This is a genomic window from Brevibacillus humidisoli (assembly GCF_020923435.1).
In the GTDB taxonomy this organism is placed as follows: Bacteria; Bacillota; Bacilli; order Brevibacillales; family Brevibacillaceae; genus Brevibacillus_E; species Brevibacillus_E humidisoli.
This window is the reverse complement of record NZ_CP087263.1, coordinates 2,498,984-2,521,686: the sequence shown is the minus strand read 5'-3', so window position 1 is coordinate 2,521,686 and position 22,703 is coordinate 2,498,984. Positions and strand designations below refer to the sequence as shown.

The 22,703-nt window shown below is 54.0% G+C and carries 25 protein-coding genes; 23 read left to right on the top strand and 2 right to left on the bottom strand.

The genetic code is table 11. The annotated features are described in order from the left end of the window. Window positions 1-15: 15 nt before the first annotated feature. The 4 genes from LOK74_RS12540 (at window position 16) to LOK74_RS12525 (ending at window position 4,739) form a co-directional block, all read left to right on the top strand. Window positions 16-1,110 carry an ABC transporter substrate-binding protein gene (locus LOK74_RS12540; protein ID WP_230042382.1) on the top strand — a complete coding sequence of 365 codons (1,095 nt, stop codon included), beginning with the start codon at window positions 16-18 and terminating at the stop codon, window positions 1,108-1,110. Next, window positions 1,100-2,851, top strand: a complete 1,752-nt coding sequence (locus tag LOK74_RS12535) for an ABC transporter permease (RefSeq protein WP_230042381.1) — start codon at window positions 1,100-1,102, stop codon at window positions 2,849-2,851. Before LOK74_RS12540 ends, LOK74_RS12535 begins: the two co-directional genes overlap by 11 nt. Next, window positions 2,844-3,911: an ABC transporter ATP-binding protein gene (locus LOK74_RS12530; RefSeq protein ID WP_230042380.1), complete on the top strand. Its 1,068-nt coding sequence runs from the start codon at window positions 2,844-2,846 to the stop codon at window positions 3,909-3,911. Before LOK74_RS12535 ends, LOK74_RS12530 begins: the two co-directional genes overlap by 8 nt. Window positions 3,912-4,013: 102 nt before the next feature. After that, window positions 4,014-4,739 (top strand): enoyl-CoA hydratase/isomerase family protein, encoded by a 726-nt coding sequence (locus LOK74_RS12525; protein ID WP_230042379.1) that lies wholly within the window; start codon window positions 4,014-4,016, stop codon window positions 4,737-4,739. 56 nt (window positions 4,740-4,795) lie between these two features. Here LOK74_RS12525 and wrbA read toward each other — a convergent pair whose 3' ends face one another. Further along, entirely contained in the window at window positions 4,796-5,422 is a 627-nt protein-coding gene (wrbA, locus tag LOK74_RS12520) for an NAD(P)H:quinone oxidoreductase (protein WP_230042378.1), read from the bottom strand. Window positions 5,423-5,581: 159 nt separating this feature from the next. On the opposite strand from wrbA, the gene LOK74_RS12515 reads away from it, so the two are divergent. The 19 genes from LOK74_RS12515 (at window position 5,582) to LOK74_RS12425 (ending at window position 21,787) form a co-directional block, all read left to right on the top strand. Continuing rightward, window positions 5,582-6,055 carry a MarR family winged helix-turn-helix transcriptional regulator gene (locus LOK74_RS12515; RefSeq protein WP_420908664.1) on the top strand — a complete coding sequence of 158 codons (474 nt, stop codon included), beginning with the start codon at window positions 5,582-5,584 and terminating at the stop codon, window positions 6,053-6,055. Window positions 6,056-6,073: 18 nt separating this feature from the next. Then, window positions 6,074-6,490, top strand: coding sequence for a thiol-disulfide oxidoreductase DCC family protein (locus tag LOK74_RS12510; protein WP_230042376.1), 417 nt, complete (start codon window positions 6,074-6,076; stop codon window positions 6,488-6,490). Next, complete coding sequence (locus LOK74_RS12505; protein ID WP_230046994.1) at window positions 6,487-6,678, top strand: hypothetical protein; 192 nt, start codon at window positions 6,487-6,489, stop codon at window positions 6,676-6,678. Before LOK74_RS12510 ends, LOK74_RS12505 begins: the two co-directional genes overlap by 4 nt. Window positions 6,679-6,790: 112 nt before the next feature. After that, window positions 6,791-7,837: a DctP family TRAP transporter solute-binding subunit gene (locus tag LOK74_RS12500; RefSeq protein WP_230042375.1), complete on the top strand. Its 1,047-nt coding sequence runs from the start codon at window positions 6,791-6,793 to the stop codon at window positions 7,835-7,837. Between the two features lie 50 nt (window positions 7,838-7,887). Continuing rightward, entirely contained in the window at window positions 7,888-8,925 is a 1,038-nt protein-coding gene (locus tag LOK74_RS12495) for a TRAP transporter substrate-binding protein (RefSeq protein ID WP_230042374.1), read from the top strand. A gap of 88 nt (window positions 8,926-9,013) precedes the next feature. Beyond that, window positions 9,014-9,526 carry a TRAP transporter small permease gene (locus tag LOK74_RS12490; RefSeq protein WP_230042373.1) on the top strand — a complete coding sequence of 171 codons (513 nt, stop codon included), beginning with the start codon at window positions 9,014-9,016 and terminating at the stop codon, window positions 9,524-9,526. Beyond that, the gene (locus LOK74_RS12485) at window positions 9,507-10,778 is read left to right on the top strand and encodes a TRAP transporter large permease (protein ID WP_230042372.1); all 1,272 of its coding nucleotides are present in this window, start codon (window positions 9,507-9,509) and stop codon (window positions 10,776-10,778) included. The genes LOK74_RS12490 and LOK74_RS12485 overlap by 20 nt, the downstream gene beginning before the upstream one ends. Before the next feature lie 39 nt (window positions 10,779-10,817). Then, the gene (locus tag LOK74_RS12480; RefSeq protein WP_230042371.1) at window positions 10,818-12,458 is read left to right on the top strand and encodes an ATP-binding protein; all 1,641 of its coding nucleotides are present in this window, start codon (window positions 10,818-10,820) and stop codon (window positions 12,456-12,458) included. Then, a complete protein-coding gene (locus tag LOK74_RS12475; RefSeq protein WP_420908663.1) occupies window positions 12,436-13,110 on the top strand; it encodes a response regulator in 675 nt (224 codons plus the stop codon). The genes LOK74_RS12480 and LOK74_RS12475 overlap by 23 nt, the downstream gene beginning before the upstream one ends. Window positions 13,111-13,262: 152 nt before the next feature. After that, a complete protein-coding gene (locus LOK74_RS12470; protein WP_230042369.1) occupies window positions 13,263-13,787 on the top strand; it encodes a YqeG family HAD IIIA-type phosphatase in 525 nt (174 codons plus the stop codon). Continuing rightward, a complete protein-coding gene (gene yqeH, locus LOK74_RS12465; protein WP_230042368.1) occupies window positions 13,769-14,899 on the top strand; it encodes a ribosome biogenesis GTPase YqeH in 1,131 nt (376 codons plus the stop codon). The genes LOK74_RS12470 and yqeH overlap by 19 nt, the downstream gene beginning before the upstream one ends. Window positions 14,900-14,969: 70 nt before the next feature. Beyond that, entirely contained in the window at window positions 14,970-15,824 is an 855-nt protein-coding gene (locus tag LOK74_RS12460; RefSeq protein WP_230042367.1) for a shikimate dehydrogenase, read from the top strand. 1 nt (window position 15,825) lies between these two features. Beyond that, window positions 15,826-16,116, top strand: a complete 291-nt coding sequence (gene yhbY, locus LOK74_RS12455; protein WP_230042366.1) for a ribosome assembly RNA-binding protein YhbY — start codon at window positions 15,826-15,828, stop codon at window positions 16,114-16,116. Window positions 16,117-16,125: 9 nt separating this feature from the next. Then, on the top strand, window positions 16,126-16,716 hold the full coding sequence (locus LOK74_RS12450) for a nicotinate-nucleotide adenylyltransferase (protein ID WP_230042365.1): 591 nt from the start codon (window positions 16,126-16,128) through the stop codon (window positions 16,714-16,716). After that, window positions 16,700-17,266, top strand: a complete 567-nt coding sequence (yqeK, locus tag LOK74_RS12445; RefSeq protein ID WP_230042364.1) for a bis(5'-nucleosyl)-tetraphosphatase (symmetrical) YqeK — start codon at window positions 16,700-16,702, stop codon at window positions 17,264-17,266. Before LOK74_RS12450 ends, yqeK begins: the two co-directional genes overlap by 17 nt. A 15-nt stretch (window positions 17,267-17,281) precedes the next feature. Then, window positions 17,282-17,632 carry a ribosome silencing factor gene (gene rsfS, locus LOK74_RS12440; protein ID WP_420908662.1) on the top strand — a complete coding sequence of 117 codons (351 nt, stop codon included), beginning with the start codon at window positions 17,282-17,284 and terminating at the stop codon, window positions 17,630-17,632. A gap of 4 nt (window positions 17,633-17,636) precedes the next feature. After that, window positions 17,637-18,407 (top strand): class I SAM-dependent DNA methyltransferase, encoded by a 771-nt coding sequence (locus LOK74_RS12435; protein ID WP_230042362.1) that lies wholly within the window; start codon window positions 17,637-17,639, stop codon window positions 18,405-18,407. A 407-nt stretch (window positions 18,408-18,814) separates the two neighbouring features. Next, window positions 18,815-21,286: a leucine--tRNA ligase gene (gene leuS, locus LOK74_RS12430; protein ID WP_230042361.1), complete on the top strand. Its 2,472-nt coding sequence runs from the start codon at window positions 18,815-18,817 to the stop codon at window positions 21,284-21,286. 162 nt (window positions 21,287-21,448) lie between these two features. After that, window positions 21,449-21,787 carry a hypothetical protein gene (locus LOK74_RS12425; protein WP_230042360.1) on the top strand — a complete coding sequence of 113 codons (339 nt, stop codon included), beginning with the start codon at window positions 21,449-21,451 and terminating at the stop codon, window positions 21,785-21,787. 62 nt (window positions 21,788-21,849) lie between these two features. On the opposite strand, the gene comER is transcribed toward LOK74_RS12425, so the two are convergent. After that, entirely contained in the window at window positions 21,850-22,689 is an 840-nt protein-coding gene (gene comER, locus LOK74_RS12420; RefSeq protein WP_230042359.1) for a late competence protein ComER, read from the bottom strand. Between the last annotated feature and the right edge of the window lie 14 nt (window positions 22,690-22,703).

The window sequence follows — 22,703 nt, the reverse complement described above, 5'->3', positions numbered from 1 at the left end:
AGGAGGAACAAAAAGATGAAACGTATGTGGGAAAAAGGATGGCAGTTGACACTAAGCCTGATCGCCGCCACCGTGATGCTAGCGGGATGCGGCGCGGGCGGACAGTCTGCGACGGGACAAGCCCCGGCAGCGACGACGAATACGAGTTCGGGTGAACAGGCTGCACAGCAAACAGAAGCGGCCCCGGCAGTGGTGGGAACCCTTTCGTTTTACACGTCACAGCCAGATGCGGATGCCGCCGCTCTGATTGATGCCTTTACCAAAAAATATCCCGATGTAAAGGTAGAGTTGTTCCGTTCCGGTACGGAAGAAGTGATCAGCCGCTTGCTTGCAGAGGCAAAAGCGGGCAGCGTCAAAGCGGATGTGCTGCTGGTAGCAGACGCCCCTACATTTGTCGGCTTGAAACAGCAGGACCTGCTGCTCTCCTACCAGTCTCCGGAAGCAGACCAGATTCCGACAGAACTGCGTGACCCTGACGGCACGTACTATGGCACAAAAGTAATGGCCACAGCGATGATCGTCAACACCACTCAGGTGAAAGAGAGGCCAGATAGTTGGCAGGTGCTGGCTGACCCTGCCAACAGTGGCAAAGTACTGATGCCAAGCCCTCTGTATTCAGGGGCAGCCGCCTACAATCTGGGCGTGCTCACTCGGCAGGAGACGTTCGGCTGGGACTTCTATGAGCAGTTGAAGGCAAATGAGGTGACGGTGACAAAAGGAAACGGTGCCGTACTGAAAAGCGTTGCGGGCGGTGAAAAAGCATATGGGATGATCGTCGACTTCCTGGCTGCTCGGGCGAAACAAGAAGGATCGCCGGTCGATTTGATCTACCCCAAAGAAGGTGTGCCGGTTATCACCGAACCGATCGGTATCCTCAAAGAGACGCAGAACCCCGATGCGGCGAAGGCATTTGTCGATTTCGTACTATCGGAGGAAGGTCAAAAGTTGGCCGCTTCCATCGGATACACACCGATTCGCAAAGGAGTAGAACCGCCCGCAGGACTTGTCCCGATTGATCAAATGAAGATCCTGTCGGCCGATCCGGTTGAACTGGAAAAGACGCGCGAAGCAGATAAAAAGCGTTTTGGAGAGATGATGGGTGGAAACTAAACTGGCATCGATCAAGAGCGATGTACAGAGCCTGGAACGGCGGGGGAGTTGGGGATTTCCCCCGCTTTCCGCTGTCATACTGATCAAGTGGTTGAGTACCCTTGTGATCGGATTTTTTTTCGTCTATCCGATCATCCGGCTGCTGCTTTTAAGCGTGGAGACGAATCAAGGATGGAGCGGTGTCCATTTTGCCGAAGTGCTGCGCGATCAGCGGACCTGGCTGGCGCTGGACAATACCTTATGGGCCGTCGCTGGTTCCACCGTGTTGTCACTTGTGATTGGTGTCGGTCTAGCCTGGATTTGTGCCTATACCGACATTCGCGGGAAGGGCTGGATTCATCTGTTGGCACTGATGCCATTTATTATTCCGTCCTACATCACCACCTTGGCCTGGACACAATTGGCCGGGCCGACCGGTCTGCTCAACAAATGGGCAGCCCAGCTAGCGGGGGAGCATCTAGTGCTCTGGAACGTATACGGTTTGGACGGAATTATCGTACTGATGGGTTTAAGCCACTACCCACTCGTCTATCTGCTCACGCTGGCTGTCCTCTACCGGATTCCGCGTGATCTGGAATGGGCCGCTCGGTCATCTGGCGCCAGACAGTGGCAGGTATTTGCCAAGGTGACTCTGCCGCTGGCCCTGCCGGGGATCGCCGGAGGAGGACTGCTGGCCTTTGTCTCCAGTCTGGACAACTTTGGCATTCCTGCTTTTTTGGGGATTCCGGAGGGGATTTCTGTTATATCTACTCTGATCTACGAACAGGTAGCCGGATTTGGTCCAGACGCCTTTTCACGCGCTGCCGTGTTGTCCACCCTATTGGGAACCGTTGCCCTGGCCGGCAGTGGGCTGCAGTGGCTGATCGTCCGCCGGGCAAAGGCGGATCATACCCAGTCGGACGACAAGTCGGTCCGCTTCTCGCTTGGCAGAAGGCGGATCTGGGTGGAGAGTCTGGTCTGGGGGTTTTTGCTGTTGACCAGCATCGTACCCTTTTTTGCGATGTTCCACACGGCATTGATTCGAGCCTACGGGCTGCCATTTACCCCGGAAAACGTAACACTTGACAACTTCTGGTTTGTCATCGCCGGCAATCAGTCTACCAAGCAGGCGATTCTCAACAGCTTGATGCTGGCCGGATTGACTACCTTGATCTGCGTGGTGGTCGGCACCCTGCTCGCCTATTGGCGGATCAAGAGCCGCGACACGTTGGCAAAAGGCCTGGAAGGTGCTGTTTCCGTCCCTTATGCGCTTCCCGGTATGGTTCTGGGTCTGGCGATGATACTGACCTGGATCGAGCCGCTGCCCGGCTGGAGCCCAGGTGTTTACGGGACGATCTGGCTGATCTTGATCGCCTACGTCACCCGGTTTCTGATCCTGCAGGTGAAAAGCAGCGCCTCCACGATTCTGCAAGTACATCACGAGGTGGAAGAAGCGGCCCGGATCAATGGGGCAGGACGTCTCGCTCGTTGGCGGTCCGTTTTGCTGCCGCTGTATCTGCCAGGTATGCTGACGGGAGCGTTTCTCGTCTTTCTCACCTCGCTGAGTGAACTAACCGTTTCTTCGCTGCTCTGGTCGTCAGGTGCGGAAACGATTGGCGTGATGATCTTCAGTCTGGAGCAGGCAGGCTCCACTGTATACAGTACCGCCTTTTCCACACTGCTGGTGCTGCTGATCGGGATGGCGATCGCAGGCGGATACTGGCTGAGACAACGATGGGAGAGGAGGGGTTCTCATGAGTAACAGCGCAACATTAAATAGTATCAGCAAATCATTTGGTTCTGTGCAGGCGCTGCACAATCTGGATCTGACGGTTGGAGCCGGTCAGTTTGTCGCTCTGCTCGGCCCCAGTGGCTGCGGGAAAACGACGCTTTTGCGCTTGATTGCCGGATTTGAAACGCCCAGTTCGGGGGAGATCTGGATCCGTGACCAGCGGGTAGCTGCTGAAGGGAGAAGTCTGCCTCCCGAGCAACGGCGAATCGGCATGGTGTTCCAATCGTTCGCACTCTGGCCGCACATGACAGTCCTGCAAAATGTTGCCTTTCCACTGCGTCATCAGTCAGATGTGCCTCCTGCCTATCGTGACAATCCGGAGGCGCGGGTGCGGGAAGTGCTGGAGATCGTCGGCTTGGGCGGGTATGAGCATCGCTATCCGGGTCAGCTATCCGGCGGGCAGCGGCAGCGGGTAGCGTTGGCTCGAGCAATCGTCTTTGAGCCGCTGCTGCTGTTGATGGACGAACCGCTGAGCAGTCTCGACGCCGATCTGCGCATGCAGATGCGCAAAGAGATTCAGGAGATTCATCGCGAACTGGGTACCTCGATCGTCTATGTCACCCACGATCAGTCGGAAGCATTGGCGATGGCGGATCGTATCGTCGTGATGAAGGAGGGGCGGATCGAACAGGAAGGCACACCGGAAGCGATCTACTATCAGCCGCAGACATCGTTTGTCGCCAAGTTCGTGGGACGGGCCAACTTTCTTCAGGGTCACTGGAGCGATCCTCAGACGTTCATCTTTCCTGTCGATGACGGACTAGGTGTTTCCCTGCGTCCTCGGATCGATGTTCACTCCTTCCGTGAGCAGGGTGTGCTCCCGGTTCGACCCGAGCAGATTCGCCTATTCAGAGAGGCAGATGACGTTCAGACCGAGAGGCCGCTTGTCGGCACGGTGGAACACGTGCAGTTTCAGGGCAAGGAGCTATTGTATTCCGTACGCGTCGGGCAGACCGTACTGGAAGTGGCGGCAGGTGTTGGGGAACGGTTTTCCCGCGGGCAAACAGTTGCTGTATCCTTTGATCTGTAAAGGTTGTGCACGAATCTTTTCCTCCCGCAAGCGATCGCGTGCTCCTGCAGCCAGTTCGTCTATCATATAATGGTATAAAAGACTGGACTGGGGGTTGGAAAAATGGCGTATCAAACAATAACCGCGGAACAGAGCGAGGGCATCGGCATCCTGACATTGCAGCGGCCCCAACGGCGTAACGCGATCAACATCAAGATGCGCAAAGAGATTGCAGCTTGTTTGGATCAGTGGAGGGACGCCCCTGCTGTGGGCGTGGTGATCATCACCGGTGCGGGAAGCAGCTTTTCTGCGGGTTTTGATCTGACAGAGTTTGAGGATTCAGAGTTGTTTGACGAGCTGCTTGCCTCTTCTTCTCGCTATCATCGCGATGTGTGGTACTATCCAAAACCAATCATCGCAGCGATTAACGGACCAGCCATGGGAGGCGGATTTGATCTGGCTGTCCTGTGTGATGTCCGGCTTGCCTGCCGTTCTGCACGGTTTGGCCATCCGGAGATTGCGTTTGGCGCGCCGCCTCTGCTCACCCCACTGCGCTGGATCGTCGGAGAGGGCAGGGCGCGGGAACTCTGTTTTACAGGTCGCAGCATCGATGCAAAAGAAGCGTACAGGATCGGATTAGTCAATCAGTTGACTACGGACGATGACGTCTTGCAGCAGGCCGTTCAGATGGGCAAGACAATGCTGAAGGCTCCCGCAGATACGTTGATGTATGCCAAGGCCAGCTATACCAATCAGGCAGGACGAGGCTTTGAAGAAGCGTTTTACCAAGAACACGATCAAGCCTTTCAACAGATCTTGCTGCCGAAAGCGAAGAGAGGGTTCAAGTAAGCAACACAGCCGCCCGAGTCAGGACACGGGCGGCTGTCAGTTTGATGTTGGCCGTATTATTTCGCTGCTGCAAGAGCGGCTGCGACACGTGCTACACGGGCGCCCAGACGGGAAGCCATGGTCCGTTCGGCTTCCACTGGTGCACGGGATCCATCGGGACCAGCCACGGTGGAAGCGCCATAAGGCGAACCGCCGATCCCCTCAGCAGTGAGCTGTTCTTTATTCTCTCCGTATGGCAGTCCGACAAAAATCATCCCGAAGTGGAGCAGTGGAACCAGTGTAGTCAGTATGGTTGACTCCTGTCCGCCATGGATGGAGCCCGTGCTGGTAAAGACAGCTGTTGGCTTCCCTTCCAGTGCGCCAGTTGCCCACAGACCGCCAGCTGCGTCCAGCACTTGCTTCATCTGTGCCGGCATCATGCCGTAGCGGGTGGGAACGCCCCAGATGATCGCGTCTGCCCAAGTCAGATCTTCCTGCGTTACGTCCGGAATGTCTGCTTGCTGCTGCTGGGCGTGTACATAAGGCTCTTGACCGGACATCGCCTCTTTCACCACCGGGAACTCTGGCGCTTTGGCGATCTTCACTTCCGTACCGGCAATCTGTTTGGCTCCTTCGGCGACAGCTTTGGCCATGTCAAAGATATGGCCATAAGCACTGTAATAAACGATTAAGACTTTTGCCATTGTGATTCCTCCAATACTCTGAATTCGAATATCTCGAATTCGAGATATTATGACACGGTGAAATTATATGACGATACCGCGAACCTCGTCAAGAGCGGAATGTAGGACGGTTTGACGGAGGTGCCACTTTCCAGTAAGATATCTCAAGCAGACACTATCATGTGTCGAGGAGGATGCACAGTGGCAGGACTAGAGCAGGAAACGGAGCAGGCGCTTCACTTATATCGCGTTTTTTCTCGTGCTTTCCGCAGCGTGACAGAACACTCCCTGCGGGACATCAAGTCGCACGGACTTCATCCAACGGAATTTTCTGTATTGGAACTGCTGTACCACAAAGGACCGCAGCCGCTTCAGCAGATCGGCGCCAGTATTCTGTTGGCGAGCGGCAGTGTAACTTATGTGATAGACAAGTTGGAACAGAACGGCATGATCAACCGACAGCCTTGTCCACACGATCGGCGGGTCACTCATGCCGAATTGACGGAAAAGGGACGGTCCTTGATCGAACAGATTTTTCCTGTTCATGCACAGGCGCTCCGCCTTGCTGTCAGCGGATTGAGTGCCGCCGAAAAGGAGCAGGCGATTATGCTGCTGCGGAAACTGGGAATGGAAGCGGCAAAACTGTTGAAATAATGGCGCATGGGGGAGATAATGAAGACGAATCGAAAGAATGGCACCAGCGCCGGTTTCAACAACACTGGAAAGAAGGTTGAACGGATGAGACGGGTGACCGTGTATTACGATCGTCATTGTCATCTCTGCCAGCGGTTGAGAACGTGGTATCTGCGGTTGGCCCGCAATCCGTCAGCAGTCGTCTGGCGGCATTACACCGACGCACCCGCCTGCGGGCTGGACGGCAAGGGCTGCGGCGAGACGATGGCTGTTGAGACGGGAGACGGACGACATTTCCACGGTTTTTACGCTGTCCGCGTCCTGATCGGCTACACATGGCTAGGCTTCGCCAAACCGCTGTTATATCTGCCGGGCGCGTCCTGGCTCGGTGAGAGAGGATATGCCTGGGTTGCCAGGAATCGTTATCGACTGATGGGAAAAGGTGAGCCAAACTGAACAATCGTTTTCACTGCTGCGCCACTTGCCAACATTTCCGCGTGGTAAAAGAGGCTGGCCAAACCAGCTACCGCTGCGCCCGGCTAACCTACGAGACACGGCCGGAGTATCAGTTCCGCTGCTGGTCACCGACGGAAAAAGTAAAACGTCTGATGCAGAAAAGAAGATCTCAGTCCAATTTGGACTGAGTTTTTTATGTGTAAAGCAAGACCAAAAAGAGCAAAAAGATCAATATGGACAAAAATTGTGAACAAAACGTGAACAGTTTATACTTCTGAATCAGGAAAGGAGCGTTGCGGGATGCAGGTACCCCATGTTTGCAAACGCTTCCGAAGGATAGCTGCCCTGTTCTTCCTCATCCTGGCTGCAGCACTGCTTGTCTCCTGTGGTCGAAAGGCGACCGATTACGAACAGGTGAGTGAAGCAGAGAAGCTGATCATCCGCTTTTCCCATGTGGTGGGCGAGGATACGCCCAAGGGTCAAGCGGCCAGGCGTTTTGCCGCGCTGATGAAGGAGCGGACCAATGGACGCGTCGAAGTGCAGGTGTTTGCAAACGGTTCCTTGTACAGTGACTATGAGGAGTTGAAAGCGCTTCAGGAAGGTTATATCCAGATGATTGCTCCCAGTTTGTCAAAGCTCTCAGAGCTTGCTCCGGAAGTGGAAGCGTTCGATCTTCCTTTTCTCTACCCGTCACTCACTGACTATCATCGGGTACTGGACGGGGAAGCAGGACGTCGCCTGACAGAAATGATCGAGCAGAAAGGACTGGTTCCTCTCGCTTTTTGGGATAACGCCTTTAAGCAGTTTACCAGTTCTCCCCGACCGATCCATGTCCCTTCCGACATGCAGGGAATGAGGGTGCGGATCATGCCGTCCAAAGTGCTGAACAAGCAGTTTGCCATGTTGGGTGCAAAGCCGTTGGAGATGTCCTTTAATGACGTTTATCTGGCATTGGAAAAAGGCCAGTTGGATGGTCAGGAAAACACGATCTCCAATATTTACACCAAGCGCTTTTATCGGGTTCAAGATCATTTAACGATCAGCAATCACGGTTATCTAGGCTACCTGGTGCTGATGAACGGAGAGTTTTGGGAGCGACTGCCGGATGAGATTCGCCAAACTTTCGTGGAGACGATCAGAGAGGTGACACTGTGGGAGCGACAGATGGCAGAGCAGATCAACAGGGAGCAGTTGGACTATATCAAGGCCTGTGACTGCATCTCCATCTACAGACTGACGCCCGACGAGAAGCGCCATTGGAAACAGTTCTTTCAACCGCTATACCAAAGCGAACTGACGAGTTGGGACCCGGTTTTCGTGAAAGCGCTTCATTTGCCGGCGCCTTGACGAAAACCTGCCACCATACAAAAAGGTAAAAATGAAGGGGGAGCAAGTAGATGAAAAAAGGAGCATGGGTAAAGCGCACACTCATTGCCGTTCTGTCCACCGCTTTTGTGCTGACAGCGGCAGGATGCGGGGCGCCTAGCAGTGGTGGAGGAAGCCAATCTGCTGACAGTGGTGAGCCGATCATTTTGAAATTCTCGCATGTTACCACTGCGGAGAGTCCAAAAGGAAAAGCTGCCGAGAAGTTTGCCGAACTGGCGGCGCAAAAGACGAACAATCGCGTCAAGGTAGAGGTATTCCCGTCTTCCCAGTTGTACGGGGACAAAGATGAGATGGATGCGCTGCAGGCCAATAACGTGCAAATGGTCGCTCCATCTGTGACCAAACTGGTTGGGTTTGTGCCTTCCTTCCAGATTGTTGACCTCCCATTCCTGTTCAACGGTCGGGAAGCTGTGCTGCAGTTCTGGGACGGCGATCTGGGCAAAAAGCTGATGAGTTCACTCGAGCCGCAGGGGATTCTTGGCTTGGCGATGTGGGAAAACGGTTTCAAGAACTTCACCAATAACAAACACCCACTGAAAAGGCCAGAAGATTTTAACGGTCTCAAATTCCGAACCCAGGCCGGAAAGGTGCTGGAAGCCCAGTTTACAGCGCTGGGGGCAGGGGCAGCAACAATCCCGTTTGGGGAGACTTACACTGCTCTGCAGCAGGGCACAGTCGATGGGCAGGAAAACACGTTTAACAATATCGATACGCAAAAATACGCCGAAGTACAAAAGTATTTGACCGTAAGCCAACACGGCCGCCTCGACTACGTGGTGCTGGTAAACAAATCGTTCTGGGATGGTTTGCCTGAAGATATCCGCAAAGCATTGGAAGAAGCGATGAAGGAAGCTACCGAATACGAGCGGCAGCTGGCTGCCGAATTGGATCAACAAAGCTTCGAAAACTTAAAAAAGGCCGGAATGGAAGTAACCGAACTGACTCCGGAGGATCGTGCCGCTTTCCAAAAGGCGTTTGAACCGGTGTACACCGAGTTTGCCGAAGTAATCGGCCAAGAGTATATTGACGGAGTGAAAGCTCTGAAGTAACGATGGACTCTGAGAGAACGCGGAACGGGATGTTCCGCGTTCTTTCCTACCTGCCATCTAACGAGTAAAAAGGAGGGAGAACGACACGATGCAGACAATCAAGAAATGGTGGGACAACCTGGAGGAACTTCTCTCTGGTTCACTGCTCGTCATCGGACTGGCGATCTCACTGTACGGCGTCTTTATGCGCTACTTTATGAACGCACCGCAGGCCTGGGTGGATGAAATCTTTAAATACTTCGTCATCTGGGGGATTCTGATCGGCGGCAGCATGGCACTGCGCAACAACCACCATATCTCCGTGGATCTCCTGTACGATAAGTTTCCCAAAGGACTGCAAAAATGTTCCGATCTTTTCGCCAATCTTGTTGGACTCATATTTGGTGTGTTTCTCGCCTACAACGGCTGGGTATTGGTGATGGCGAGAGTGGTCAGTGGTCAAGTATCGACTGATGTTGGAGTACCACTGTGGATCGTCTACCTGATTCTGCCGCTCGCAGGCGTGATGCTTGGGCTTCGGTTCATCGAAAAGATCTATCGTCTCTTAAAAAAAGGCGGTTCACATCCGGAGGAGGGCACACATGACACTGCTTCTGTTTAGTTTATTCGTCATTCTGTTGTTGTTCCGTGTGCCGATTTTCGTCAGTCTGGCCCTGTCCACGATTTTTGTGCTATGGCAGCAGGGGTTCACCATGTATACCATTCCACAGCGTATCTTCGCCTCCCTTGATGCCACCACCCTGATGGCGATTCCGGGGTTTGTCTTCGCCGGCATTATTATGGCGCGCGGCGGCATCTCCAAGTATTTGATCGAATGTCTGCGTTCCTGGGTGGGACACCTACCGGGTGGGCTGTCGGTGGTGACGATTCTGGCCTGCATGCTGTTCGCGGCGATCTCTGGGTCCAGTCCGGCGACTGCGGCAGCGATCGGCTCGATTATGATCCCAGGCATGGTCAATGCTGGCTATGACAAGAAGTATGCGATGGGGCTCGTGGCAGCATCAGGAACACTGGGCATCTTGATTCCCCCCTCGATTCCGCTGATCATCTATGGTACGGTAGCAGAGGAATCGATCGGCAAGCTGTTCATGGCTGGAATTCTGCCAGGTATTTTGCTTGGCTTGGTGCTTGTGGTGTCTGCGATTCTCTTCGCCCGCAGGAAGGGTTACGGAAGACTGGAGAAGGCCAGTTGGGATGAACGCCTAAGCTCGTCGCTGAAAGCAGTTTGGGGCGCGTTGCTGCCGGTGATCATCCTTGGCAGTATCTACACCGGGGTAGCCACTCCGACAGAAGCAGCGGTTGTTTCCTCGCTGTATGCGTTGATCATCTCCATATTTGTTTACCGGGAGATGCGCTGGTCGGACTTCCGCCAGATCGTAAAAGAGACGGTTAATACGAGCGCCATGATCTTTTTCATCATCTCGGCGGCGATGGTCTTTGCCCTCTATCTGACCAATGAGCAGGTGCCGCAGCAAGTGGCAGAGTGGATCTCGCAAAGCATCACAAACAAATGGATTTTCCTGATTGCGGCCAATATATTATTCTTTATCTTGGGTACGTTTTTAGAGTCGGTAGCCATAATCCTGATCACACTGCCTATCTTCCTCCCTATTATCAAACAGATGGGGATCGACGTGATCCACTTCGCCATTATTATGACCGTCAACATGGAATTGGCGATGATCACGCCGCCTGTCGGGCTGAACCTGTTCGTGGTCAGCGGCATTGCCAAGGAAAAACTGGAGACCGTAGTGAGAGGGGTGGCCCCGTTTATTCTGATTATGGTCATGATTCTAGCCGTGATCGTGGTCTGGCCTGACCTGTCCCTCTATCTGACTCAGTATGTCAAATAACCTGCGTATAATCTAGTCTTGCAGAAAGGGGGAGCTGCCTTGCGGTTGTGGCCGATTACCATGCGAACGCGCATCGCTGTCGTGATCTCAGCGATTGTCGTATTAGCCGTCGTGAGTGGAGATTTGCTGGTCGTCGGCAAAGTAACCAGAGCGTACGAACAGGAACTGGGCAACCGGGTGATGGCAATCGGCCAGTCGCTGGCGCAGTCCCCCACGATTCGCGAAGGATTGCAGTCGTCCCTCAGGGGCTGGAGGATCATACAACCCATCGCGGAGCGGGTCAGACTGGTAACCAAAGTGGATTATATCGTCGTCTTTGACATGAACAAAGTCCGCTACTCCCATCCTCTTGAAGCTAGGATCGGAACGGTGTTTCAAGGCGGTGATGAAGGACCGTCGCTGGCCGAGCAGAGTTATGTGTCGAGAGCGGTAGGCGTAGAAGGCCAGTCGATCCGTGCTTTCGTACCGGTGATGGACGATGAGGGGCGAAAACAATTGGGGGTTGTAGTGGTAGGTATTATGGTGCCTACCTTTTTGAAGTTCATGAGCGAATACCGCGGCGATCTGTACCTCTCGCTGTTTATCGGGACAAGCCTTGGGCTGGTCGGTGCCTGGCTGTTGGCCAACAAAATCAAACGGCAGATGCGCAACATGGAGCCCGAGCAGATTGCCCGTCTGCTGGAGGAGCGGGAGGCGTTGATCGAATCGATTGGAGAGGGCATCATTGCCATCGACCAGAAAGGGAGAATCACGGTATTTAACGAACAGGCCAGCCAACTGCTGGGGATTACAGCTGATGCCTTGGGAAGGCCGATTGATGAAGCGATGGCCGGCAGCAACCTCCCTGAAGTGATGCGGGATCGGACAAGTCATCAACGGCAGATCCAGTACGTGAACGACACGATTGTATTGGTCAACCGGGTGCCGATCATCGTGGACAAACAGATTGTCGGTGCCGTCGCCACGATCCAGGATCGCACGGAAATCTACAAGTTAGCAGAAGAGCTGACAGGTGTGAAAAAGCTCATGGATGCGCTGCGCGCGCAAAACCACGAGTACATGAACAAGCTGCACACTATAGCTGGTCTGATTCAACTGCGCCGCTATGACGAGGCCGTCGAGCGGATCATGACCTTTACCGAAGAACAGCAGGAGCAGAGCCGGTTTTTGACGAAGCGGATTGCCGATTACAGCATTTCCGGTCTCATCCTGGGCAAGATGAGCCGAGCTCGTGAACAGGGCGTGCAAGTGACCCTGCATCCTGACTCCCAACTGCTGAAACTGCCGGAGACGATCGCGGTGCACGACTTGCTGGTTATTTTGGGCAACCTGCTGGAAAATGCGATTGATGCTGCTGCTGGCAGCGGTACAGGAGGGGGACAGGTTTCGCTTCGCCTGGAGGGGAATGAAGATGGGATTGAGATCGAGGTGGTCGATAACGGGACCGGTATTTCTCCCGAGATACGCGAGCGAATCTTTGAACATGGTTTCACGACCAAAGGGGAGCGGGGACAGGGAATCGGACTTTCCTTGGTTCGGCAGTATGTCGATTTTCAACATGGAACGATTGAAGTCGATTCTGAGGTAGGGGTAGGGACTAGATTTTTCATTTACCTGCCTGCACCCGCATTTGTTCCGGAACGAGGAGGTGAGGAGATTGATCTCCATCGTCATTATTGAAGACGACCCGATGGTGTTGGAGGTAAACAGACAGTTTGCCCAACGCCTGCCCGGTTTCCAGGTGATCGGCGAAGCGTCCAATGGCCTTGACGGGCTGTCATTAATCCGCTCGCTCCTCCCTCGGCTGGTACTGCTTGATATTTTTCTGCCAGATATGGACGGCATCCAAGTATTAAAACAGATCCGTCAGGAAGAACTGCCGACTGATGTGGTCATGTTGACAGCTGCCCGCGATGCCGAACGCATCCAAGATGGATTTCGCTATGGAGTGATCGACTATCTGATCAAGCCGTTTCGTTTCGAGCGCTTTCAGGAAGCGTTGGAAAAAGTAAAGCTGCAGCAGATGCGGATGGGAGCGGCAGAAGTGTTTAACCAGGATGAGCTCGATCATCTGAGGGGAAGCGGCAGTGTGCTGGCAGAAGCAGGGATGGCTCTGCCCAAGGGATTGAATGAAGTGACTCTGCAACAGATTACGGCCTACCTGAGGGAGCGGGCGCGTGCCGAATCGGCGGAGGAGGTAGCGGAGGGGACCGGTTTGGCCCGTGTCACTGTCCGACGTTACCTGGAGTATCTGGTGCGCAGCGGTGAAGTAGAGCTGCAAGTACAGTACGGGTCGGTGGGACGGCCGATGAATCGCTATCGTTGGCGCTGAGCAGGCGCCATTTTGTTTTGCAACAGAGTGGAGGAATATGGTATAGTAAGTGCCGATATCTACTGCTGTTGGAGAGGTTCCTCATCGTTTGGCCCTTCGCTGGACGGTGCTGAAGCTGCCCGGAGATGGGCGGGAAAAATCGGGGGTGTCTCGTGTTTCTCAGAAAACTGATGCCGAACGAGTTTGTAGAAAGCATTCACGATATAAACATGGAAGATCTGCGCAGTCGGCAGATCCGAGCGATCATTACCGACTTGGACAACACGCTGGTGGAGTGGGATCGCCCGCTGGCGACCCCGGAAGTGGAACGATGGTTCGCCGAGATGCGTCAAGCCGGCATTCAAGTGACCGTCGTATCCAATAATAAGCAAGAACGGGTACTTACGTTCTGCCAGCCGCTCGGTGTCAACTTTATCTGGGCGGCCCGCAAACCGACGAGTCAGGCTTTCATCCGCGCTGTAGAGAAGATGAATGTGCGGATCGAAGAGACCGTTGTAATCGGAGACCAATTGTTTACAGATGTGTTGGGGGGCAACCTGCTCGGTTTCTATACAATCCTGGTCGTACCGGTGACGGACACGGACGGATTTTGGACTCGTTTCAACCGCTGGCTGGAGCGGGTAGCACTGTACTGGATGCGCAGGAAAGGGATGATTTCGTGGAAGAACAAGTCGTAGCCGAGTCGACAGACAGACAGTGTGTCGGCTGCGGAGTACAGATCCAAACGGAAGATAAAGGAAAGCCCGGCTATGTTCCCCGGTCAGCCTTGGAGCGGGATCCGATTATCTGCCAACGATGCTTTCGCATTAAACATTACAACGAAGTGGCCCCGGTCAGCATGGATGACGACGACTTTTTGCGGATTCTCAATGGAATCGGAGCGACAGATAGCCTGGTTGTGATGGTTGTCGACATCTTTGATTTTCAGGGCTCCTGGCTGCGAGGACTGCCTCGTTTCGTCGGTTCCAACCCGATCCTGCTGGTAGGAAACAAGGTGGATCTGCTGCCGCGAAACATCAATCTGAACCGTGTGCGCAACTGGCTTCAGCACGAAGCCAAAGAGCGAGGATTGCGGCCGGCTGACGCTCTGTTGGTCAGTGCGGAAAAAGGGATTGGGATTGACGAGCTGCTGATCCGGATGGGCGAGTTGCGCGGTCTTCGGGACGTCTACATTGTCGGAGTAACCAATGTCGGCAAATCGACGCTGATCAACCGGATTATACACGACTACGGAGCTTCGGAGCTGGATATTACGACATCGCCGTTTCCCGGTACGACGCTGGACAAGATTGAGATCCCCCTAGAGGATGGACGAGTGTTGGTTGATACACCGGGCATCATCAACCGGGATCAGATCGGCCACATGCTCACCCCAGGTGATCTACGACTGATCACGCCCAGTGCCCGGGTAAACCCGAAAGTCTACCAGCTAAACGACGGACAAACATTGTTTCTAGGCGGATTGGCGCGGATTGATTATGTTCGTGGCGACCATCAGCCGTTTATCGTCTACGTGTCCAATCGGCTGAAGATCCATCGAACCAAGTTGGCAAACGCCGATCAACTGATGGCCAAACATCATGGCGAGCTTCTGGCGCCGCCGAGCGGTGATGCCAGAAGCGATCTGCCTCCTTTTTCCCGGCATGCGCTGAAGGTGGAGGCAGGTGAGCCCCGTGACATTGTGATTTCTGGACTGGGTTGGATCTCGTTGACGGGGAAAGAGGCGGCCTATCTGGAAGTGCATGTGCCTAGAGGGGTTCATGTAGGTATCCGCAAAGCGTTGATTTAGCCGCAGCTTCACTGTCCCCTTCGCATCTGTGAAGGGGTTTTCGTGGGTTAGAGGAAGAGAGGAGGAGCCGATGATTACGAGCAAAACGACTCTGGTCGGCCTGTTGGGGCATCCAGTACACCACTCACAATCACCACTGATGCATAATACAGCTTTCACCAGCAAAAATCTTGACTACGCCTATGCGGCTTTTGACGTGTCTCCACACGATTTGCCGAATGCGGTAAAAGCAATCCGCGCTCTTGGCCTGCGAGGGGTAAACGTAACGATTCCGCACAAGGTGGCTATCCTGCCCCAGCTTGATGAGATCGATCCGCTGGCCAAACGGATTGGCGCAGTCAACACGGTAGTCAATGAGAACGGCCGTCTGATCGGTTACAATACGGACGGATTGGGTTATGTTCGCTCCCTGATCGAGGAGACAAATGTGGACTTGGCCAAACAGACGGTTACGTTGATCGGGGCCGGAGGTGCAGCGCGAGCCGTTGCCTGTACATTGGCCGAGAGTGGTGTACAAGAGATCCGCATCATCAACCGATCTCGAGAGAAAGCAGAGCAGCTCGCCGGCCAACTGCGGCTTATGACAGAAGCACGGGTCGTCGAACAGAGAGAGTATCAGCAGGCGGTGGAGGGCGGCAGTTTGTTGATCAACACCACCTCAATCGGGATGTATCCGCATACGGATGAGATGCCGATACCTGCAGAGTGGCTGCACAGCGGCCTGATCGTCAGCGATTTGATCTACAATCCGCTGCAGACCCAACTGCTGGCGGAAGCCGAACGGGCAGGAGCGAAAGCACACTCCGGAGTTGGCATGTTTATCAATCAGGGAGCGCTAGCCTTTGAATTGTGGACAGGAATAGAGGCACCGGTTGATCTCATGCGGCAAACCGTGCTACACCATCTTCAGCAAGGAGGAAACTGATATGTTGACCGGTAAGCAGAAGCGCTATCTCCGTTCCATGGCTCATCATCTCACGCCCATCTTTCAGGTGGGCAAAGGCGGGGTGAACCAAAACATGATCAAGCAGATCGCAGAGGCGCTGGAAGCACGGGAGTTGATCAAAATCTCCATCCTGCAAAACAACCTGGATGACAAACGGGAAGTGGCGGAAGAACTGGCCGCTGGAGCAGGTGCGGAACTGGTTCAGCTGATTGGACACACCGTTGTTTTGTACAAAGAATCAAAAGAGCAGAAGACGATCGTTTTGCCTTGAGGGATGATGATGCGACAGAGACAAATCGGCATCATGGGCGGTACGTTTGATCCGATTCACTGCGGACACCTGCTGGCGGCCGAACAGGCACGCGAGCAGGCCGCTTTGGACGAGATCTGGTTTCTACCTACCCATATCCCGCCGCACAAGCCAGGAGAGGAGATAACGGCAGCCCATCATCGACTCCGCATGGTGGAGCTTGCTACCGCCGACCATCCCGCTTTTCAGGTCAACCGGATCGAGTTGGATCGTTCCGGTCCATCGTATACGGTTGATACGATGCGCCAGCTGACTCGGGAATACCCTGACACACGTTTTTCGTTCATTATCGGTGGAGACATGGTCAGCATCCTGCCGCAATGGCATCGTTTCAGCGAACTGGTGCAGCTTGTTCGCTTCATCGGGCTGCATCGACCAGGCAGCACATACGATAGACAGAGCCTTGCTTCCTATGTTACGTTTGTTGAAATGCCGCTATGGGACGTGTCGTCAACGATGATTCGCAACAAAGTGAAAGCAGGCAGCACGATTCGTTATCTCGTACCTGAAGCGGTGGAACGCTATATAAAGGAGAATCGGTTGTATGGGGCTACGTTATGACCGGGATAAACTGCTTCATCAAGTGCGATTGCAGATGAACGAGAAGCGGTACCGACATTCACTGGGAGTTGCCGAGTCGGCCCGGCAGCTGGCGGAGCGGTACGGTGCAGATCCAGACAAGGCAGAACTGGCCGGTTACGTCCATGACTACTGTAAATGCTGGCCGACCGATCGCTTGCGTGAGCACGTCGTTCGCTACGATCTGCCACAAGAAGTGCTGAATGGAGACAAAAATCTGTGGCATGCCTTTGTCGGGGCCATTGTGATCCAGAGAGAACTGGAGATCACCGACCCGGATGTGCTGCAAGCTGTTCGTTACCACACGACCGGCAGGGTAGGCATGTCGCTGTTGGAAAAAGTGGTTTGTCTGGCCGATTACATCGAGCCGAATCGTTCTTTTCCCGGTGTGGATGAGATCCGACAGCGGGCCCAGGAGGATCTGGACCATGCCTTGGCATTTGCCTTGGGCGGTACGATTCAGGATTTGATTGAACGAAACAAACAGGTGTATCCACTCACCTTGTTGGCCTATAACGATCTAGTCGTGTAACCGAGGAGGGTGTTCATGGCAGTTGAAGAGTTGGCTCGTCTGGTGGTAAAGGCAGCAGAAGAGAAGAAGGCGGAAAACGTCGTCGTGATCGATATCAGTAATCTGTCCGTTATTGCCGAGTATTTTATTGTCTGTCACGGTAACAATGAACGGCAGGTACAGGCGATTGTAAGCGAAATCCGCGACAAGGCGCACGAACAGGGGTATAACGTGCGCGGCATTGAGGGAGCGGACGAAGGCAAATGGGTGCTGATCGACATTGGTGACGTGGTCGTCCATGTTTTTCATCGGGAAGAGCGGGAATTCTACAATATCGAACGGCTGTGGGGCGACGCTCCCCGCGTCACGTTTGAAGAACAGGTATAAGCGAATGGCATACCATCATCTGGCCTCCGTATACGATAAGCTGATGGAGGATGCCCCATACGACGCCTGGGTGCGCTGGCTGGAAGTGGAATTGGCGTCGGACCCATCCTTTCCCTCTTCGCTATCGATCATCGACCTTGGCTGCGGGACAGGAAGCATCGCCATTCCGCTCGCCAAGAGGGGACACCGGGTGATCGGCGTCGACGCATCCTCCGAGATGCTGGCGATCGCCAGTGAAAAGATGAGACAGGCCAGGGTAGAAGTAGCCTGGGTTGAGCAGGACATGCGTCAGCTGTCCCTCTCACCGGTTGATGTGGTCATCTCGTTCTGCGACTCACTCAGCTACCTGCTGGAGGAAGACGACGTGCAGGAGACGTTCCGTCGTGTATACGCCCACCTGCATCCTGGCGGCCAGTTTTTGTTTGACGTGCATAGCCCTTACAAAATCCTGCATGGTTTTGGGGAAAATACGTTCACACTGCTTGATGAGGAAATCAACTACATCTGGCAGTGTGTCAGTGATCCGATCCGCCTCGAGGTGGAGCATCAGTTATGTTTTTTCCTACGCCAACAGGATGGCTTGTATCGCCGGATGGAGGAGGTTCACGCCCAGCGGGCTTACCAGCCGCTCTCGATGTTCAAATGGCTGAGGGAGGCCGGTTTTGAGCAGATTGCGGTAACGGCTGACTTCAGGCAGGAACCGCCTCACGAGCAGAGCGAACGCCTGTTTTATGCTGCGCGCAAACCGCGCGTTGACATCAGTGTCGAAGATTGACTATAATCGTGGTAATCAGACATAGGTTTGGCGATGACGAGGAGTAGTACGAAAGACGGTTAGTGAATAGAGAGTTGACGGTTGGTGCAAGTCAACCCGATCGCTTTCCGAACTGTCCTCCAAGCTCTCCCCCGAAGGCCAAAGCGGTTTTGTCCACAGCACCTGATCAGCGGAGTGGATCTGTCAGGTTAGGGCTTAGACGATGAAGCAAACCGGTACTGGTGCCCGCGATGGCTGTGTAGGACGGAGCGGCTCTTCCACGTTACGGAAGCTTGAGTGGGCAGATCCGGCCCGGTTCGGATCTGTCAAAAAGGGTGGTACCACGGGAAACAGACCTCTCGTCCCTGACAGCTTCTGCTGTTGGCGATGGGAGGTTTTTCTTATATCGTATTAGAGGAGGCAAACAGATGGCTAGACAATACGATCCTGCTCAGATCGAACAAAAGTGGCAGCAGCGGTGGAAAGAAGGGCATCAGCACAGAACCAGCGAGGAAGCTGGAAAACCGAAATTTTACTGCCTGGAGCAGTTTCCTTATCCCTCTGGACGTCTGCATATGGGACATATGCGGGTCTATTCGATCGGCGATATCATCGCCCGGTTCAAACGCATGAGCGGACACCAAGTCCTTCATCCGATGGGCTGGGACGCTTTTGGACTGCCGGCTGAAAATGCGGCGGTCAAGTTTGGCGCAGCACCATCCAAATGGACATACGAGAATATTTCCTATATGAAAGCACAGTTGGAGCGGGTTGGCATCAGCATCGACTGGTCGCGGGAAGTGACTACCTGCTCTCCGGACTACTACAAGTGGACCCAATGGCTGTTTCTCACCTTTTATGAGCGCGGCCTGGCCTACCGCAAAAAAGCCTCCGTCAACTGGTGCCCGGAGTGTTCGACCGTACTTGCCAATGAACAGGTGATTGACGGACTCTGCTGGCGCTGTGATTCAGAAGTGACGAAAAAAGATCTGGAACAGTGGTTTTTCCGCATTACCGATTATGCGGAGCGATTGCTTGCCGATCTGGATGATCTGTCCGGATGGCCGGAAAAAGTGCGGACGATGCAGCGCAACTGGATTGGCAAAAGCGAGGGAGCCAATGTCACGTTTACGCTGCCGCAGTTGACTGACGAATCGATCACCGTCTTTACCACCCGTCCAGACACCTTGTACGGCGTTACGTATATGGTGCTGGCGCCGGAGCATCCGCTGGTGCCCCGTTTGATTGCCGGAAAACCGCAAGAGGCCGAGGTTAGCGGTTTCATCGAACAGATGAAGAAGGAAAGCGATATTGTGCGAACCTCAGCTGACGTGGAGAAGGTAGGATACTTTACCGGTTCTTACGCCAAACACCCGCTGACAGGAGCAGAGATCCCGATCTGGGTGGCCAACTATGTCCTGCTCGATTACGGAACAGGGGCGGTTATGGGTGTACCTGCTCACGACGAGCGCGATTTCAGCTTCGCCAAGAAGTACGGTTTGCCGATCCAGGCGGTGATCAACCCGTACGATGAGTCCATCCTTGTAGAGGAGATCGGTATTGATGCTGCATACACCGGAGAGGGAACGCTGATTCACTCCGGCAGTTTTGACGGCCTGCCAAACCGGGAAGCGATCCAAGCGATTGCCGATCATCTGCAGCAAAACGGGCAAGGCGGTCCAGCCGTCTCTTACCGTTTGCGTGACTGGCTGGTCTCTCGTCAGCGCTACTGGGGGGCTCCGATCCCGATGATCTACTGCGACGACTGTGGAGTCGTGCCTGTCCCCAAAGAAGATCTGCCGGTTCTGCTGCCAGAGGATGTCGTGATCGATGGCAAGCGCAATCCGCTCACCTCGTCCGACTCCTTTGTCAACACGACCTGCCCCAACTGCGGCGGTAAGGCCCGGCGGGAGACGGACACGATGGATACCTTTATCGATTCGTCTTGGTACTATCTGCGTTATACGGACCCGCAGAACGAGCAGCTTCCATTTGCCAAGGAAAAGGTAGACAAATGGCTGCAGGTAGATGAGTACATCGGCGGTGTGGAACACGCGATCCTGCACCTGTTGTATTCCCGCTTTTTCACAAAAGTGCTGCATGACGCAGGGATGCTCTCCTACGAGGAACCGTTCCGCAGTCTGTTGACACAGGGAATGGTACTGAAAGACGGGGCAAAAATGTCCAAGTCAAAAGGCAATGTGGTCAGTCCGGACGAGATGATCGAGAAGTACGGGGCCGACACGGTTCGCCTGTTCATCCTGTTTGCCGCCCCGCCGGAGCGCGATCTGGACTGGACGGATACCGGGGTAGAAGGCAGCTATCGCTTCCTGCACCGCGTCTGGCGTCTGGTGGAAAGCCACGCATCCCTGTTTGCAGGGAATGTTCCGAAACTGCAGCCTGCAGATGGGGCTGCCAAAGAACTTTACCGGATGACGCACTTCGCCATTAAAAAGGTAAGCGAAGATATTGGTGAACGCTATACGTTTAACACCGCAATCAGCACGATCATGGAACTGGTCAACAAGCTGTACGCATACCCGCAAGAGGCTGATCGCGGCACGTTGGCCTTTGCGATCGAGCACCTGCTGGTTCTGTTGGCACCGATTGCACCGCATATCGCCGAGGAAATGTGGCAGTTGATCGGCAAAGCAGACAGTGTGCACGAGCAGCGCTGGCCCGAATACGATCCGGAGGCACTGGTGCTGGATGAAGTGGAGATCGTCATCCAGATCAACGGCAAGGTTCGAGACAAACTAGTCGTACCAAATGGACTGTCCAAGGAAGAGTTGGAAGGACTGGTCGCCAATCATGAGAAGACACAAGCACTCGTTCAAGACAAAACTGTTCGCAAAGTAATTGCCGTGCCAGGCAAGCTGGTTAATCTGGTTGTCAGTTAACTTTGTGGACCGAGCCATCACTACGAGCCACCACTAGTGGTAGAACTGACAAACTAAGAGACTCTCAACACGAGACACGATGCTATTCGTGAAGTGTCTCAGAATGCAGACAAACTCCCTCGCTACCGATTGTGAAGTGCAGAGGGAGTTTGTTATGTCAGTGTGCAGACAACTTCAACAAGGGAGTGTTGGATCATCGTATACATTCTTGGAGCGCTGCTGCTTTTAGCTGTTATGGCGAGTTGTTATCTCGCGCATCGAAAGTGGGTCGTGGTATATGAAGGCCATCTGCAAAGAGCCCACTCACGATTTACCTATTTACAAGCCAAGGGTATCCGCTGCAAAGTGAAGAACTCGACAGATCCATCGTTTTACGCCGAGGGCATGGTCAGCATGGAACAGCAATCAACCGGAAAAGTAAGTGTCCATAAAGGCGATGTGCAGAGGGCGTACGATCTGCTCTCCCAATACAAAAACGATGTGACTGGATCCGCTCCATGAAATTGGCAGAGGTGTGGGACGCTCAGGTTGTCTCGTCAGGTAGGTTGATCAGGGTTCATTCATCAGGTTGTCTCGCTCGATTCCGGGAACAAATGTTTACTCATCAACTCCCGATCCTCTGCGAACTTGGCATGGGTCCGACGGAACACCTGGCCAAATACGCCAGGAATTCCGTCACGGAGGGCGATGAGACCTTCCCCAGTGACACCTCCAGGGACGCAGACTCGCTCTTGCAGGGCAGGCAGGGAAAATACCTCTTGCTGTAGAAGATCAGCGAAGCCAATCACCATCTGTGTGGTCAGGAAGGTGGCCGCATCGCGCGAGATGCCCGTCTCCTCCACAGCTTCCGCGATCATCTGCTGCAGGACGTAGCTGAGAAAAGCTGGGCCGCAGCTGCTGATGTCAGACGAGATGCGCAAAAACTTTTCTTGAATCTCGACTGGATGGCTGATCTGGGAAAACAGTGAATAGGCAGATTGTTTCTGTTCCTCTGAGATACGTGAACCGAACTCGATTAGCGTTAGCCCGCTGCGAGCAGCATTGGTGATGCTGGGAACAGCACGCATTACCGGGCAGGGTACGGTTGCTTCCAACTCGGCGAGCCGGACGGGGCTGGTGATGGTAACCAATACGTGCCGATCACTCAGTTGGTTCTCACACTGGGTGATCGCTTGTTGATATTCCAAAGGTTTGACGCAGAGAAACAACCAATCGCTTTTTCTTGCGACTTCCGCATTGTTCGCTGCTACTGTTACTCCGGGATGTTTTTCAGCGAGGCGGACAGCCTTTGAGGGAGTACGATTATAGATGACAAGCTGATTTGGCCGCAGTACTTTTGCACGGAGAAATGATTCTATCAGGATGCTGCCCATGCTCCCCGTACCAATAAAGCCGACGTGCATACGGATCCCTCCAA

Bases quoted from the DNA above. Each gene is read 5' to 3' on its own strand.
- LOK74_RS12540 (WP_230042382.1), top strand. From the start codon at position 16: ATGAAACGTATGTGGGAAAAAGGATGGCAGTTGACACTAAGCCTGATC.
- LOK74_RS12530 (WP_230042380.1), top strand. From the start codon at position 2,844: ATGAGTAACAGCGCAACATTAAATAGTATCAGCAAATCATTTGGTTCT.
- LOK74_RS12525 (WP_230042379.1), top strand. From the start codon at position 4,014: ATGGCGTATCAAACAATAACCGCGGAACAGAGCGAGGGCATCGGCATC.
- wrbA (WP_230042378.1), bottom strand. From the start codon at position 5,422: ATGGCAAAAGTCTTAATCGTTTATTACAGTGCTTATGGCCATATCTTT.
- LOK74_RS12515 (WP_420908664.1), top strand. From the start codon at position 5,582: ATGTGTCGAGGAGGATGCACAGTGGCAGGACTAGAGCAGGAAACGGAG.
- LOK74_RS12510 (WP_230042376.1), top strand. From the start codon at position 6,074: ATGAAGACGAATCGAAAGAATGGCACCAGCGCCGGTTTCAACAACACT.
- LOK74_RS12500 (WP_230042375.1), top strand. From the start codon at position 6,791: ATGCAGGTACCCCATGTTTGCAAACGCTTCCGAAGGATAGCTGCCCTG.
- LOK74_RS12495 (WP_230042374.1), top strand. From the start codon at position 7,888: ATGAAAAAAGGAGCATGGGTAAAGCGCACACTCATTGCCGTTCTGTCC.
- LOK74_RS12490 (WP_230042373.1), top strand. From the start codon at position 9,014: ATGCAGACAATCAAGAAATGGTGGGACAACCTGGAGGAACTTCTCTCT.
- LOK74_RS12485 (WP_230042372.1), top strand. From the start codon at position 9,507: ATGACACTGCTTCTGTTTAGTTTATTCGTCATTCTGTTGTTGTTCCGT.
- LOK74_RS12460 (WP_230042367.1), top strand. From the start codon at position 14,970: ATGATTACGAGCAAAACGACTCTGGTCGGCCTGTTGGGGCATCCAGTA.
- yhbY (WP_230042366.1), top strand. From the start codon at position 15,826: ATGTTGACCGGTAAGCAGAAGCGCTATCTCCGTTCCATGGCTCATCAT.
- LOK74_RS12450 (WP_230042365.1), top strand. From the start codon at position 16,126: ATGCGACAGAGACAAATCGGCATCATGGGCGGTACGTTTGATCCGATT.
- yqeK (WP_230042364.1), top strand. From the start codon at position 16,700: ATGGGGCTACGTTATGACCGGGATAAACTGCTTCATCAAGTGCGATTG.
- rsfS (WP_420908662.1), top strand. From the start codon at position 17,282: ATGGCAGTTGAAGAGTTGGCTCGTCTGGTGGTAAAGGCAGCAGAAGAG.
- LOK74_RS12435 (WP_230042362.1), top strand. From the start codon at position 17,637: ATGGCATACCATCATCTGGCCTCCGTATACGATAAGCTGATGGAGGAT.
- leuS (WP_230042361.1), top strand. From the start codon at position 18,815: ATGGCTAGACAATACGATCCTGCTCAGATCGAACAAAAGTGGCAGCAG.
- comER (WP_230042359.1), bottom strand. From the start codon at position 22,689: ATGCACGTCGGCTTTATTGGTACGGGGAGCATGGGCAGCATCCTGATA.